This window comes from Denitratisoma sp. (assembly GCA_032027165.1).
Lineage (GTDB): Bacteria > Pseudomonadota > Gammaproteobacteria > Burkholderiales > Rhodocyclaceae > Desulfobacillus.
In genome coordinates this window covers 586,657-600,548 of record JAVSMO010000001.1, presented here as the reverse complement: position 1 = coordinate 600,548, position 13,892 = coordinate 586,657, and the positions used below count along the sequence as shown (strand labels likewise).

Here is a 13,892-nt window from a genome sequence, read left to right as displayed (position 1 = left end):
CCTGTTCAACGCAGCGCCGCCGCGCTGTTGTCTTGCAGCCAGGCGCTGACCAGCGGCCACAGGATCCTCTCCTGGCTGCGCCGGAAAAAGCCGAAATGCCCGATGCGCTCGAGGCCGAACTGCCGCGGGCTGAGTTCGCGGTAGTCGACCGGCGCGCCGGTGTAGGCGCCGTGCAGCAGCCGCGAGCCGGACTCGTGCAGCAGCTCGTCGTCGGTGAAGGTCAATCCCAGCACCGGGTAGCGGGCGCGGGCGTAGGCCTCGCGCGCGCCGGGCTCGCCGCTCAGGATGTAGTCGGGCGTCAGGCACCAGCGCCGCCACTGGTAGAAGGCGCGGCGCGGAATGTCGCCGAGCAGGCCGATGCGGTTGCCCGGGAAGTAGCCGAAGGTCGGGCACAGCGTCGGCCCCAGCACGTACCACAGGAGCGGCGCCGAGCGCCGGACCTTGGGCTGGTTGTGGCGCGCCGCGCCGCTGCCGACCGCGACGTTGACGAGGCCGCTGAGGCGGTCGATCGACGGCAGCAGGGGCGTCGCCTGGCCGCCGAGGCTGTGCCCCAGCGCGAAGAGCGGCGCGCCGTCCAGCGTGTCGGCTGCGTGCCGCACCACCGCATCGTAATCGCGCACGATCCAGTCGGTGATGTCGGCGGTGCAGCGCCGCATCGGACCCCGCCAGGATTCGCCGATGCCGCGGTAGTCGAAGGTCCACACGCGGAAGCCCTGCTGCGCCAGGTAGGCGGCGAAGTCGGCATAGAACGCTTGCGGCACGGCCATCGCCGGGGCGATCACCAGGCCGGCGCGCGGCGGCTGGGACGGCACGGGCGGCTCGTGGCAATACACGGCGAGCGGCGGGCCGTCGTGGGTTTCCAGGTCGAGGCGGGTCGGGGTCATGGTCGGCCTTTCAGGCAGTGCGTTCGGGGTCGACGGCCAGGCTGCGCCAGGCGGCCTGGCTCAGTTCGCGGATGGCGGCGCGCGGCTCGATGTCGATGCGCCCGCCCAGCCACTGCCGCGAATATTCCTGCGCCGGGCCCATCAGCAGCGGCGCGTAGAGCCCGGCCGGCAGGCGGCGCAGCACCCCCTGCTTGAACCAGGGCTTGAGCCGCTCGAACAGGATCTTGAAGTGTTCGGCGGTGCGCTGCCGGATGGCCTCGTCGTAGGCCTGGCCGACCGCCTGGCGCCGCGCGAACAGGAAGCGCGCCAGCTCGGGCTTCTCGGCGATCCAGCCGATGTGCGCCGCGATCAGGCCGTGGATCAGGCGTTCGGCGCTCGGTTTTCCCTCGGCGCCGGCGATCAGCCGCGCCCAGTAGTCGTCGATGCCGTAGGCGAACAGCGCGGCGGCGATGCCCTCCTTGGTGCCGAAATGGTGGTAGATGCTGCCGACCGAGGACTGGCTGCGCTGGCGGATGTCCTCGATCGTCGTCGCCTCGATGCCCTTCTCGGAAAACACCGCGAGCGCGGCCAGCAGGATCGCCGACTTGCGGTCGGGCGAGGTTTCGAGGTCGATGAGGGGCGGGGGTGCCGGCATGGCTAGAACATTATTCTAGAATATTATTCTAGTCAAGCCGCTGGCGTATCATCGCCGTGTCGCACCGACTGACTTTTCTCCCATGAAGCCCACCGACCCCAGCCGCCTCGACCGCGTCGTCCTCGAAGCCCGCCGTGCGGCGGAGCGGCGCGAGCAGGGTTACCGCGAGCAGGCGCTGAAGATCTATCCGTGGATCTGCGGCCGCTGCGCGCGCGAGTTCACCCGCGCCAACCTGCGCGAGCTGACGGTGCACCACCGCGACCACGACCACGACAACAACCCGCCCGACGGCAGCAACTGGGAGCTGCTCTGCCTTTACTGCCACGACAACGAGCACCAGCGGCGTCTGGAAGCGGGCAGCAGCGACGGCAAGGCGGGCGGCAGCATCGCCACCCACTCGCCGTTCGCCGACCTGAAAGCCCTGCTGGAAGGAAAGAAGGAGAAATAGGCCGCTGCGGCCGGGCGATCAGCGCACGTCCTTGCCGTGCGGATCGCGCGGCCGCGGCGGTTCGCGTGTGTCCTTGCCGTGCGGGTCGCGCGACCGCGGCGGTTCGCGCCATTCCTTGCCTCGCGGCGCCCACTGGCCCGGACGCTCGCGCCAGCCCTTGCCCTGCGGCTCCCAGCGGTGCGGCTCCCAGTAGTGGCCCGGACGCGGCGCTTCCCAGCGGCCTGGCACCCAGTGATGGGCACGGCCGCTCCAGCCCCAGTAGCCGCCGATCCAGACGTAGCCCGGATAGGGCGCGACGCCGATGACTTCGACGCGCGGCGGCGGCGGCGCGACCATCACCGGTTCGTAGTAAACATAGCCGTTCGATGCCGGCGCGACGGCGCAGCCGGACAGGGTGAGGGAGGACACCGCTGCTGCGATCAGGGCGATGCGGGTCGATCTGCTGGTGTTCATGTGCGTTCTCCTTTCGGCGCACGCCGGAATCGGCGCAATGCGCATGCCCCATTTAACGCCCATCCGGCGCTGGAGGCGACAGGCGTTTTGTAAAGTTTGTAAGGGATTGTGTCCGGCCGGCGGCGCTAGTGCGCCGGCCAGAACGGCGTGGCGATGCCCTCGCCGAGGTCGGCCTCGACGAAGCGGCGGCGCAGTTCGAGCAGCTGCGCGATGAGCTGCGGTTCGGCGCGCGCATAGGCGTCGGCGTCGGGCACGCGCTTCACCACCACGCCGAGCAGCTCGGTGATGGCGTTGCCGATGGAGTTCTGGCTGATGGTGACGATCAGCTTGCCTTCGTCGTTGCGGTAGATGAGCTGCTTGAAGGCGGGTTGCCAGCGGATGGCGTTGGCGTAGCGCGCGTCCTTGATGCAGCGCTCGCGCACCATCTTCGCCGTCTTCAGGAAATCATTGTCGAAGAGCAGGCGCTCCTCGACCAGCGCCGGGAAATGCAGGTCCGGCAGCATCGGCGCGTTGCGCGTCGACACCTGGCTGAAGAAGGTCCGGTAGAAATCGAGGAAGCCCTGCAGCAGCATGTCGTATTCGTGCCAGAAGCGCACCTCGCCGAGGCCGGCGGCGCCGCCCTTCACCTCCCAGCTCGGCAGGCCCTGCGGATAGCCGGTCAGCGCCAGCCGGCACTCGCCGCGCTCGCACGGCGCCAGCAGCTTCAAATCCAGGCCGGCGAAGAAGGCGCGGTAGGCCTCGCGCATGTGCGCCTGGAACAGCGAGTGCTGGCCGCCGTCGGTAAGGTTGGGATTGTCCGGATCGGCGTGGGCCGCCGCCGCGAGGTCGTCCTTGTCGAAGACGATGAAGTGGTTGTGCAGCATGCGGATCGAGGGCACGCCGGGCGCGGTGAGCGGCCAGGTGGCGTCGAGGCTGGCCTCGCCGGCCAGCACGAGGTGGCGCGCCGGGTCGGGATAGCACTCGAGCATGAACTCGATGGCGATGCGGTTCATGCGGTTCCAGACGTGACGCACCGGCTCCGGCACCTGGGTGCGGCGCACCGGGCGGCCGAGCGGGTCGAGGATGCGCTGCGAGGTGTTGTAGATGATCGAGCCGTCGAAGAGGTTGGAGTGGCCGATCGCCTTGCGGTAGAAGAGCAGCCCCTCCGGGTTGTCGAGCAGGCCGTTGTTGTGCACCAGGTCGGCGAGGTTCTCGGCGGAGTTGAAGAACTCGTTGGGCTTCATGCCCTCGGGCACCTCGAGCGGGATGGGCCGGTAGGGCGTGACGATTTCGCGCGGGGCGGATTGCATGGAAAGTCAGTCTGCGCGGGACGGCGCGTCGACGATGCGGTCGAAGTAGCGGGCGCGGTAGAGCAGGCGCTTGCGCGTCTCGGAATCGCTGAAGGCGGCGCGGTCGTGCAGGACGTTGTTGCAGACCAGGCCCATGCCCGGCTCGAGGCGGCCGCGGAAGACGTACGGGCCGGCGTCGTCGGCGAGGAGGCGTTCCAGCGCGGCGACGGCGGCGCGGGTGAGGTCGTCGGCCTTCCACTCGATGCTGACGGTGCGCGCCGTGTAGCGCATGTGCAGGTGGCCGTCGGGATAGACGGCGAACACCGGCCCCGGCTGCGCGGCGCGGGCGACGGCGCCGTCCTCCAGCCGCGGCGGGATGGTCATGGCGTCCGGCGCCATCAGGGCGCGGATGAAATCGGGGTTCTCGTCGCGCAGCAGGATGTAGGCGATCTCGTGGTCCATCAGGCGGTTCTCGCCGCCGGATTCGGCGCTCTGCACGCAGTGCAGGATGAGGCCGTGGATCTGCCGATCGAGCGCGTTGTAGTAGCCGTCGGTGTGCCACTTGATGCCGCGGTCGGTGTAGGGGATGAACTCGGTCCGCGTGCCGGCCGGCGCCACCGCCAGCGGCGAGATGCCGTCGTCGTCGGCGAGCAGGTTGGCGTCGAGGTTCTCCAGGCCGAGCTGGCGGCCGAGCAGGCGCGGGATGTCCTTGTCGGGATCGTTGCCGGTGCTCGAGGCATACAGCGCCATGTTGGCGACGCCGCAGCGCGCCAGCAGCGCCCCGCGCTCGGCAAAAGTCAGTCGGCGCGGATCGGCGACCTCGACCAGCAGGTCCTCGAGGCGGCGCGGGTGGGCGGCCAGCTTGGCTCCGCGCCAGGCGGCGTAGGCCGTGGCGTTGTCGGGATCGAAATGAGCGGGAACGATCATTCGCCGGACAGGCCTTCGCGCGCGCGGCGGGCGGGCTTCTCCCCGCCGCCGAAGAGACCGTCGAGGGTCTTCCTGATCGCCTGCACGCCTTCCGGCGCCTCGATCTCCATGACCTGGTCGTACACCCAGTTCTTGTCCTTCTCCGGCATGCCCTCGCGCACGCGCGCGGCGTAGGCGCGGCGGAAGCCGAAGTCGGGGCCCTTCTCGTCGCAGCCGTACTCGGCGTAGTCGGCGCCGGCGGCGTTGAAGACCTCGAGGAAGTGCCGGCGGCAGGCGCCCGGCTCGGTCGCGGCCAGCAGCATGTCGGCGTTGTCCTCGATGGCCTCGGCCATGCGCTTCGCCAGCGCGGTGGTGAACTCGCCGCGCGGTTCCGGCCCCAGCTTTTCGAAGGCGACGCGGTCGGCGTAATGCGCATGGAAGGCCATCGTCTCGACGACGTAGTCGAAATACGGCCGGCCGAGGTCGATGTCGAACCTGGCCTCGCGCATGCGCTTGATCGATTCGATCGCCAGCTTCCACGACAGCATGGCGACGACGCTGGCAAGCTCCGCCGGCGCACGCGCCCGCCCGCCGGCGTGAAACCGGCTGCGGATGCGAATGGCCATCAGTGCTCGCCCTTGGTGCGGCGGATGCCGGCGAGGCGGTTGCCCTGCTTCTGCGGGCCGCCGCGCGGGAAGATTTCGTGCAGGTAGTGGTTGCTGCCCTTCTCCGCCCCCCACTTTTCGGTGAAGTGGGCGATCATCGCGCGCACCTGCGGCTGCACGCGGTGCTCGTTGTGGTAATCGCGAATGAACCGGATGATCTGCCAGTGCTCGTCGGTAAGGTCGAGGCCTTCCTCCTTCGCCAGGGCGCGGGCGAAGTCCTCCGACCAGTCGTCGAGGTTGATCAGGTAGCCTTCCGGGTCGACCGGGATCTCCCGGCCTCCGACGGTCATCCAGCGCGCCGTGGTGTCGCGATACGCATCTCCCATCCTGCTTCTCCTTTGGTTGTGGTCGACATTGTCCGGGTCGTCTTGTTCTGCTTTATGGAGGAAGGGCTGCCGTCTCTTTAATAGCCGCCCTTGCCGAAGGGCTTGGGCAGGCCGGCGACCTTCACCGCCTGCTTGGCCGGGCCGTCCTTCGGGAAGAGGTCGTACATCACCTTCGAGTCGGCCTCCGGCATCAGCTCCGCCATGTCCTTCATGAAGTTGCGGAAGTTCGGCGTGTGGCCGTCCTCGCGATATTTGTCGCGCATGTAGTTGATGATCTTCCAGTGATCGTCGGTCAGCGCGATGCCCTCGGCCGCGGCGATGACCTGCACCGCCTCCTCGCTGAAATCCGGTTCCAGCAGGTAGCCGTCGGCATCGACTTCCTTCTCTTCGCCATTGATGGTGTAGCTCATGGTCCTCTCCAGGTTGGTTGAATTATTTCTTGCGCAGGTAGAACTCGAAGGCGCCGCGCGCGATCTCGACGCGGTCGACCAGTTCCAGGGCGGTGTTCCTGACCCAGGCGTCGACGTCGGCCGGGGTGCCGGGGCAGTTGCTCACCAGCATCAGCAATTCGCCGGACTGCATGCCGTCGAGCAGCTTCTTCGCCTCGAGGATGGGCCCGGGGCAGCTCGTGCCGCGCATGTCGAGCGTGACGTTGGCCTTCGGCGCCGCCTTGCGGCCGCTGCCGCGGGTGACCAGGTAGGCGGTGCGGCCGTCGTCCATCTTGTCCTTCACCGCGACCTCGTTGCCGGTCTGGCGCGACCAGGCGAACAGGTCGTCGGAGGTGCCGGGGCAGTCGGAGACCAGCAGCAGGGACTGGCCGGGCTCCATGTCGTCGACGATCTTCTTGGCGCCGATCAGCGGCGCCGGACAGGACAGGCCGCTCATGTCCAGGGTGACTGTGGGTTTGCTCATTTCTCCTCCAGATTGCTCAAGATGTTCGTTTTATTCGTCGGCGCCGACGGCGACCACCGACTTGTGCGGCACGAAGATGCCGCAGCCGAGCTTGCGTCCCTCGCCCAGGCCGCGCGCCTGCACGGCCAGCGACTGCGCCGGCGTCAGGCCGTGCAGCAGCAGGCTGAAGCCGCGCAGCTCGCCGCCGGGCGTGTCCATGACGTGCGCCTTGCCGGAAATCATCCGCTCCGGCAGGCCCGCCGCGCGCAGCTCCGCCGCCGCCAGGCCGAGGAATTCGGCCTCGTCGGCGCTGCCGGTGCTGACGAAATGCGAATGCACCGTGGCGTAGGGCATCAGCTCGCGCACGCGGCCCGGGCCGATCTCCAGGCCGCTGCCCAGCGCCAGCCGGTTGCCGGAGAGGGCCAGCGCCTGCTCGGCGCGTTCCGCCGGGAGCCGCAGCATCAGGCGCGCGCGGCGGCCGAGAAACAGGCTGTCGTCGGCCGTGGCGGTGCCGTGCAGGGGATGCACGCCGGCGAGGGCGTCTTCTTCCAGCCAGTCGAGCGTGTCGGCCAGGGCGCGGTACAGCGCGTAGCCGTAGTCGCGCGGCAGGCACTCGCAACGAACCTCGAAGCTGACGTCAATGACGGTCATGACTGCTTGTCGGCCCAGTCCTGCATGGCTTTTGCCCAGCGGGCGGCCGTCTGAGCGTCTATATCGAATATGGTGAAGCGCTTTTTCTCGCGGATGCGCAGGCGAAGCATGGGCGTGCCGCCGGCCAGGTACTCGACCTGCTGCAGTTCGATCTCCTGCCCCCAGATCGGGGCGGTGAACTTGTCCAGCGTGGTGATTTGTTCCTTGTCGTCCATCGTGTCCCACCTGACGGCTTTGCCTGGTTATGCGGCGGCCCGACGCCGCATCAACAAGGCAAAGGCGTCGGCCATATATAAGTGTTTGGCGAAATATGCCTTTCGCCACCCTCTCCGCCTATCACCGGCATGGCGTGCCGCGGCATACCCCTTTCGGGTAGGTCCGTCCTACCCCCACGGGAGGGGAGCGATACCCTGCGGGAGGTATAGGAGATCGCAGTGCAGCATGCGTAACATCAGCGCCAACTTATAGACAGTCTGACCCCAGCAGCACCGTATATAAACCTTAGCACCGGAGACAAATCATGGCTAAGAAACAGCACGACACGCCCAATCTCGACCAGCTGGAATCGGGCCCCTGGCCCAGCTTCGTCACCGGCCTCAAGCGCCTGGCGAAGGACAAGGATGGCATGACCGACCTGCTCGGCCACCTCGAGCACTCCTACCAGACGCGCAAGGGTTACTGGAAGGGCGGCACGGTCGGCGTCTTCGGCTATGGCGGCGGCGTCATTCCCCGCTTCACCGAGATCAAGGACGACAAGGAGCAGCCGGTCTTCAAGGACGCAGCCGAATTCCACACGCTGCGCATCATGCCGCCGGCCGGCATGCACTATAACACCGACATCCTGCGCAAATTCTGCGACATCTGGGACAAGCACGGCTCCGGCCTGATCGCCTTCCACGGCCAGTCCGGCGACATCATGTTCCAGGGCTGCACCACCGAGAACGTGCAGAAGGCCTTCGACGAGATCAACGAACTGGGCTTCGACCTGGGCGGCGCCGGCCCCGCCGTGCGCACCTCGATGGCCTGCGTCGGCCACGCCCGCTGCGAGCAGTCCTGCTACGACGAGGGCAAGGGCCTGCGCACCATCGTCAATAGCTTCCTCGACGACATCCACCGCCCGGCCCTGCCCTACAAGTTCAAGTTCAAGTTCTCCGGCTGCCCGAACGACTGCATGAACTCCATCCAGCGCTCGGACATGGCCATCATCGGCACCTGGCGCGACAACATCCAGACCGACGAGGCCCTGGCCAAGAAGTGGTTCGCCAAGCACGGCATGAACGAGCTGGTGAACGACGTCGTCGGCATGTGCCCGACGCGCGCCATCCAGCTGAAGGAGATCAAGGCCGTCTCCAAGGACGCCACCGTCTCCAGCGTCGCCGTCAATGACACCCAGGCACTGGAAATCAACAACAAGGACTGCGTGCGCTGCATGCACTGCATCAACGTCATGACCGGCGCCCTCGCCCCGGGCAAGGACCGCGGCGCCACCATCCTGGTCGGCGGCAAGCGCACCCTGAAGATCGGCGACCTGATGGGCACCGTCGTCGTGCCGTTCATGAAGCTGAAGACCGACGAGGATTACGAGAAGCTTCTCGACCTGGCCAAGCGCACCGTCGATTTCTTCGCCGAGAACGCGCTGGAGCACGAGCGCACCGGCGAGATGATTGAGCGCATCGGCCTGGTGAACTTCCTCGAGGGCATCGAGGTCGAGGTCGACCCGAGCATGATCTCGAACCCGCGCACCAACCCCTACGTCCGCATGGACGACTGGGACGAGGAAGTGGCCCGGGTCAAGGCCAAGCAGGCGGCTGCCTGATCGACGAACGAAAACTGACGGAGACACACCATGTCACAACCTCAATTGCGCAAGCCCGTCGAGTGCGGCGTGCCGGACCACATGCAGTACCTGCACCCGACCCTGCGGAAGAACTACGGCAACTGGAAGTACCATGACCGGCCCCGGCCCGGCGTGCTGCACCACGTCTCGCATTCCGGCGAGGAAGTCTGGTCGGTGCGCGCCGGCACGCAGCGCCAGATGGACGTCTACACCATCCGCAAGCTGTGCGACATCGCCGACAAGTACGCCGAAGGCCATGTCCGCTTCACCATCCGCAGCAACATCGAGTTCATGGTCGCCGACGAGAAGAAGGTGGCCCCGCTGATCGCCGAGCTGGAGAAGAGCGGCTTCCCGGTCGGCGGCACCGGCAATTCGGTGTCGATGATCGCCCACACCCAGGGCTGGCTGCACTGCGACATCCCCGGCACCGACGCCTCCGGCGTGGTGAAGTCCCTGATGGACGAGCTCTACGAGGAATTCATCCACGAGGAAATGCCGAACCGCGTGCGCCTGTCCACCTCCTGCTGCGAGATCAACTGCGGCGGCCAGGCCGACCTGGCCATCGTCATCCAGCACACCAAGCCGCCGAAGATCAACCACGACCTCGTCGCCAACGTCTGCGAGCGCCCGTCCGTCGTCGCGCGCTGCCCGGTGGCGGCCATCCGCCCGGCCATGGTAAACGGCAAGCCCTCGCTGGAAGTCGACGAGAAGAAATGCGTCTGCTGCGGCGCCTGCTTCCCGCCCTGCCCGCCCATGCAGATCAACGATCCCGAGCACTCCAAGCTGGCGATCTGGGTCGGCGGCAAGAACTCCAACGCCCGCATCAAGCCGCAGTTCATGAAGATGGTCGCGGCCGGCCTGCCCAACAACGCCCCGCGCTGGCCCGAAGTCGCCGCCGTGGTGAAGAAGATCCTGCGCGTGTACAAGGAAGATGCCCGCCCGTGGGAGCGCATGGCCGACTGGATCGAGCGCATCGGCTGGCCGCGCTTCTTCGAGAAGACCGGCCTGCCCTTCACGAAGTACCTGATCGACGACTGGCGCGGCTCGCGTTCGAACCTGAACGCCTCCACCCATATCCGCTTCTGACCGGGTGAATCCATGAAGATCGGCATCCTGATCAACGAAGGCCCCTACACGCACCAGGCCACGGACAGCGCCTACCTGTTCGCCCGCGCCGCCATCGAGAAGGGACACCAGGTCAGCCGGGTGTTCTTCTACCACGACGGCGTGAACAACTCGACGCGCCTGACCGAGCCGCCGCAGGACGACCGCCACATCGTTAACCGCTGGGCCAAGCTGGCCCAGGATCACGGCATCGACCTGGTGGTGTGCGTGGCCGCCGCCCTGCGCCGCGGCATCAAGGACGAGAACCTGGCGCCCGGCTTCCGCATCTCGGGGCTGGGGCAGCTGATCGAAGCCGGCATCCAGGCCGAACGCCTGGTCACCTTCGGCGATTAAGGCAAGGCTCAGGGAGAAATCGCGATGAGCGAAGGACAAATCAAGAAATTCATGTACGTGAACCGCAAGGCGCCGCACGGCACGATCTACGCGCTGGAGTCGCTGGAGGTGGTGCTGATCGCCGCCGCCTTCGACCAGGACGTCAGCCTGGCCTTCATGGACGACGGCGTGTACCAGCTGAAGAAGGGCTGGAACACCAAGGGCATCGAGGTGAAGAGCTTCCAGCCGACCTACCGCGCGCTGGACGACTACGACATCAACAAGCTCTACGTCGAGAAGGAGGCCCTCGAAGCGCGCGGCCTGACGGAAGAGGACATGTGCGTGCCCGTCGAGGTGCTCTCGCGCGCCGAAATTGGCAAGCTGATGGAAACCCAGGACGTGGTCCTGAGCTTCTGAAGGGGAAAAAGAGATGCTGCACATCGTGAACAAGTCGCCCCTGGACCGCAACTCCCTGGACACCTGCCTCGCCACGGCGCAGCCGGGCGGCGCCCTGCTGCTCATCGAGGACGGCGTCTACGCCGCGACGAACGGCAATGCCGCCGCCGGCAAGCTCAAGCAGGCCATGGGCCAGATGAAGGTCTATGCATTGCAACCCGATCTGGAGGCGCGCGGCATGGCCGATCGCGTCCTGGAAGGCGTCAACCTGGTCGATTACGGCGGCTTCGTCGATCTCGTGACGGAACACGCCACCTGCCAATCCTGGCTGTAAGCGATTTTTGGTTTTTTAAGGAGATACACCATGGCAATCGAAGTGAATGGCAAGACCTACGAGACCGACGAGGAAGGCTACCTGACCGACATCAACGAGTGGAACGAGGATGTCGCCAAGATTCTCGCCGAGCAGGAAAACATCAACATGAGCGAGCAGCACTGGGAAGTCATCAACTTCCTGCGCGAGTACTACAACGAGTTCCAGATCGCCCCGGCCGTGCGCGTGCTGACCAAGGCCATCGGCAAGAAGCTGGGGCCGGAGAAGGGCAACAGCCAGTACCTGTACGAGCTGTTCCCCTACGGCCCGGGCAAGCAGGCGTGCAAGATCGCCGGCCTGCCGAAGCCGACCGGCTGCATCTGATTCGCCGAAACTCGCCAAGAGCCCGTCATTCCCGCGAACGCGGGAATCCAGGTTGAGTTCTGGGTCCCCGCCTGCGCGGGGACGACATGGCATGGCCCACAACGCCCGGACAGCCCCTAGCCCATGAGCGCAGCCACGATCTTCTTCGCCGTCCTCTTCTACGCCGCCACGGCGATCCTCGTCGCCGGCCTGGCGTACAAGATCGCCGACTATTTCCGCACGCCGGCGCCGCTGAAGATCCCCACCACCCCGGCGCCGACCACCACCGGCGGCGTGGTGCTGCGCATGCTGCGCGAGGTGGCGCTGTTCGAGAGCCTGTTCAAGTCCAACCTGTGGATCTGGGCCTTCGGCATCCTCTTCCACGGCGCGCTGCTGCTGGTGCTGATGCGCCACCTGCGCTACTTCACCGAGCCGGTGTGGTTCTGGGTCGGCTGGGTGCAGCCCTTCGGCCTCTACGCCGGCTTCGCCATGGTGGCGGGCCTGCTCGGCCTGTGGGGCCGGCGCTTCGTCGTCGAGCGCATCCGCTACATCTCGACGCCGTCCGACCACCTGATGCTGGCCCTGCTCGCCGGCATCGGCCTCTCGGGCCTGGCCATGAAGTTCCTCATGCACACCGACATCGTCGCCGTGAAGGCCTTCTTCCTCGGCCTGATGCGCTTCGACGTGCAGCCGCTGCCCTCGCATCCGGGCCTCTACATCCACCTGACGCTGGTGGCGCTGCTGATGATCGTTTTCCCATTCAGCAAGCTGCTGCATGCGCCGGGCGTGTTCTTCAGCCCGTCGCGCAACCAGGCCGACGATCCGCGCGAGAAGCGCCACCTGGCGCCCTGGGCCGCCGAACTCGAGAAGAACTGAGACCGCCATGGCCGCTGCAGAATTCACGACCCCCGAACTCAAGGACTACCCCGCCATCCCCGCGCTGCAGCGCGACGCCATGGCGGAGAGCAAGCCCTACGTCGCCAGCGACAAGATCAACACGGCCATCGGCTTCCCCGGCGAGCTGGTGCCTGACTGGGAGGCCAAGGCCATCGGCCGCCTCGGCGAGCTGCTGAAGAAGTACCGCTCGCTCAAGGTCTACCTCGACGCCTGCGTGCATTGCGGCGCCTGCACCGACAAGTGCCACTATTTCCTCGGCACCGGCGACCCGAAGAACATGCCGGTGGCGCGCCAGGACCTGCTGCGCGGCGTCTATCGCCGCCACTTCACCCTGGCCGGCAAGCTGTTCCCGAAGCTGGTCGGCGCCACCGACCTGACGCGCGAAGTGCTCGACGACTGGTACAAGTACTACCACCAGTGTTCCGAGTGCCGCCGCTGCTCGGTGTTCTGCCCCTACGGCATCGACACCGCCGAGATCACCATGGCCGGCCGCGAGATCCTCGATTCGGTGGGCTACGGCCAGAAGTACTCGAACGAGATCATCGGCAAGGTGCACAAGATCGGCAACAACCTCGGCCTGCCCGGCCCGGCGCTGGAAGACACCCTGCAGGGCGTCGAGGAGGACGTCAAGGAAGACACCGGCATCGACGTCAAGTACCCGATGGACGTCAAGGGCGCCGAGGTCCTGCTGATCACGCCCTCGGCCGACTTCTTCGCCGAGCCGCACATCGACAGCCTGATCGGCTACGGCAAGGTCTTCCACGCCGCCGGCATTTCCTGGACGCTGTCCTCGAAGGCCTCGGAAGCCGGCAACTTCGGCATGTTCATCGGCAACTACGACCAGCTGCGGACGATCGCCCTGCGCATCCGCGAGGCGGCCCTCGAATTGGGCGTCAAGCGCATCGTCGTCGGCGAGTGCGGCCACGCCTGGCGCGTCGCCTACAGCTTCTGGAACACCCTGACCGGCATCGGCGCCGGCGCCAACGATCCCTTCGCGGTACAGCTGCAGAGCCAGCTCGACCACCGCTACAAGCAGCCCTCGCACATCTGCGAGGTGACCTGGGACCTGATCCAGCGCGGCGCCCTGAAGTTCGACAAGGAAGCCAACGACCACCGCATCATCACCTTCCACGACTCCTGCAACGTGGCGCGCGCCTCGCGCATGGGCGATGCGCCCGGCGGCCAGTTCGAGATCCCGCGCTCGATCATCCGGGCCGTGGCGAACCACTATTTCGAGATGGCGCCCGGCACCACGCACGAGGCGACCTTCTGCTGCGGCGGCGGCGGCGGCGTGCTCACCGACGAATTGCTCGAGCTGCGCGTCAAGGGCTCGATGCCCCGCATGGGCGCGCTCAAGCAGGTGGTGGACCAGCATGGCGTGAATTTCATGGCGACCATCTGCGCCATCTGCAAGGCGCAGTTCACCAAGGTCCTGCCCTACTACAAGTTCAACCGCGGCATGGTCGGCGGCGTGCACCAGCTCGTCAGCACGGCCATCCGGCTCGGCAGCAACGATTAAGCAT

General features: G+C 66.8%; 20 protein-coding genes. 9 read left to right on the top strand and 11 right to left on the bottom strand.

The genetic code is table 11. From position 1 onward, the window contains the following. Positions 1–5: 5 nt before the first annotated feature. Entirely contained in the window at positions 6–884 is an 879-nt protein-coding gene (locus ROZ00_02865; GenBank protein MDT3735147.1) for an alpha/beta fold hydrolase, read from the bottom strand. Between the two features lie 10 nt (positions 885–894). Further along, entirely contained in the window at positions 895–1,518 is a 624-nt protein-coding gene (locus ROZ00_02860) for a TetR/AcrR family transcriptional regulator (GenBank protein ID MDT3735146.1), read from the bottom strand. A gap of 82 nt (positions 1,519–1,600) precedes the next feature. Between ROZ00_02860 and ROZ00_02855 the strand changes: the two genes are divergently transcribed. Then, positions 1,601–1,966 (top strand): YajD family HNH nuclease, encoded by a 366-nt coding sequence (locus ROZ00_02855; protein MDT3735145.1) that lies wholly within the window; start codon positions 1,601–1,603, stop codon positions 1,964–1,966. 18 nt (positions 1,967–1,984) lie between these two features. On the opposite strand, the gene ROZ00_02850 is transcribed toward ROZ00_02855, so the two are convergent. The 9 genes from ROZ00_02850 to ROZ00_02810 form a co-directional block, all read right to left on the bottom strand. After that, complete coding sequence (locus ROZ00_02850; GenBank protein MDT3735144.1) at positions 1,985–2,419, bottom strand: YXWGXW repeat-containing protein; 435 nt, start codon at positions 2,417–2,419, stop codon at positions 1,985–1,987. A gap of 125 nt (positions 2,420–2,544) precedes the next feature. Then, a complete protein-coding gene (locus ROZ00_02845) occupies positions 2,545–3,708 on the bottom strand; it encodes a hypothetical protein (GenBank protein MDT3735143.1) in 1,164 nt (387 codons plus the stop codon). A gap of 6 nt (positions 3,709–3,714) precedes the next feature. After that, positions 3,715–4,614 carry a TauD/TfdA family dioxygenase gene (locus tag ROZ00_02840; protein ID MDT3735142.1) on the bottom strand — a complete coding sequence of 300 codons (900 nt, stop codon included), beginning with the start codon at positions 4,612–4,614 and terminating at the stop codon, positions 3,715–3,717. Further along, positions 4,611–5,219, bottom strand: coding sequence for a hypothetical protein (locus ROZ00_02835; GenBank protein ID MDT3735141.1), 609 nt, complete (start codon positions 5,217–5,219; stop codon positions 4,611–4,613). The genes ROZ00_02840 and ROZ00_02835 overlap by 4 nt, the downstream gene beginning before the upstream one ends. Further along, positions 5,219–5,584, bottom strand: coding sequence for a TusE/DsrC/DsvC family sulfur relay protein (locus ROZ00_02830; GenBank protein MDT3735140.1), 366 nt, complete (start codon positions 5,582–5,584; stop codon positions 5,219–5,221). Before ROZ00_02830 ends, ROZ00_02835 begins: the two co-directional genes overlap by 1 nt. A gap of 77 nt (positions 5,585–5,661) precedes the next feature. Then, positions 5,662–5,994, bottom strand: a complete 333-nt coding sequence (locus ROZ00_02825) for a TusE/DsrC/DsvC family sulfur relay protein (GenBank protein MDT3735139.1) — start codon at positions 5,992–5,994, stop codon at positions 5,662–5,664. A 22-nt stretch (positions 5,995–6,016) separates the two neighbouring features. Beyond that, a complete protein-coding gene (locus ROZ00_02820; protein ID MDT3735138.1) occupies positions 6,017–6,496 on the bottom strand; it encodes a sulfurtransferase TusA family protein in 480 nt (159 codons plus the stop codon). A 30-nt stretch (positions 6,497–6,526) separates the two neighbouring features. Next, positions 6,527–7,126: a type I-MYXAN CRISPR-associated protein Cas6/Cmx6 gene (cas6, locus tag ROZ00_02815; protein ID MDT3735137.1), complete on the bottom strand. Its 600-nt coding sequence runs from the start codon at positions 7,124–7,126 to the stop codon at positions 6,527–6,529. Beyond that, on the bottom strand, positions 7,123–7,341 hold the full coding sequence (locus ROZ00_02810) for a hypothetical protein (protein ID MDT3735136.1): 219 nt from the start codon (positions 7,339–7,341) through the stop codon (positions 7,123–7,125). Before ROZ00_02810 ends, cas6 begins: the two co-directional genes overlap by 4 nt. A 305-nt stretch (positions 7,342–7,646) precedes the next feature. Here ROZ00_02810 and dsrA point away from each other — a divergent pair, with 305 nt between their 5' ends. From dsrA to ROZ00_02770, 8 genes are all read left to right on the top strand, one after another. Continuing rightward, entirely contained in the window at positions 7,647–8,942 is a 1,296-nt protein-coding gene (dsrA, locus tag ROZ00_02805; GenBank protein ID MDT3735135.1) for a dissimilatory-type sulfite reductase subunit alpha, read from the top strand. A gap of 30 nt (positions 8,943–8,972) precedes the next feature. Further along, positions 8,973–10,049: a dissimilatory-type sulfite reductase subunit beta gene (gene dsrB, locus ROZ00_02800; protein MDT3735134.1), complete on the top strand. Its 1,077-nt coding sequence runs from the start codon at positions 8,973–8,975 to the stop codon at positions 10,047–10,049. Between the two features lie 12 nt (positions 10,050–10,061). Beyond that, positions 10,062–10,421 carry a sulfurtransferase complex subunit TusD gene (tusD, locus tag ROZ00_02795; protein ID MDT3735133.1) on the top strand — a complete coding sequence of 120 codons (360 nt, stop codon included), beginning with the start codon at positions 10,062–10,064 and terminating at the stop codon, positions 10,419–10,421. 24 nt (positions 10,422–10,445) lie between these two features. Continuing rightward, on the top strand, positions 10,446–10,817 hold the full coding sequence (gene tusC, locus ROZ00_02790) for a sulfurtransferase complex subunit TusC (protein ID MDT3735132.1): 372 nt from the start codon (positions 10,446–10,448) through the stop codon (positions 10,815–10,817). A gap of 13 nt (positions 10,818–10,830) precedes the next feature. After that, positions 10,831–11,130 (top strand): sulfurtransferase complex subunit TusB, encoded by a 300-nt coding sequence (gene tusB / locus ROZ00_02785; protein MDT3735131.1) that lies wholly within the window; start codon positions 10,831–10,833, stop codon positions 11,128–11,130. Positions 11,131–11,160: 30 nt separating this feature from the next. Further along, the gene (locus ROZ00_02780; protein ID MDT3735130.1) at positions 11,161–11,493 is read left to right on the top strand and encodes a TusE/DsrC/DsvC family sulfur relay protein; all 333 of its coding nucleotides are present in this window, start codon (positions 11,161–11,163) and stop codon (positions 11,491–11,493) included. Between the two features lie 123 nt (positions 11,494–11,616). Next, positions 11,617–12,348: a respiratory nitrate reductase subunit gamma gene (locus ROZ00_02775; GenBank protein MDT3735129.1), complete on the top strand. Its 732-nt coding sequence runs from the start codon at positions 11,617–11,619 to the stop codon at positions 12,346–12,348. Positions 12,349–12,355: 7 nt separating this feature from the next. Then, positions 12,356–13,888, top strand: coding sequence for a (Fe-S)-binding protein (locus ROZ00_02770; GenBank protein MDT3735128.1), 1,533 nt, complete (start codon positions 12,356–12,358; stop codon positions 13,886–13,888). Positions 13,889–13,892: the final 4 nt, after the last annotated feature.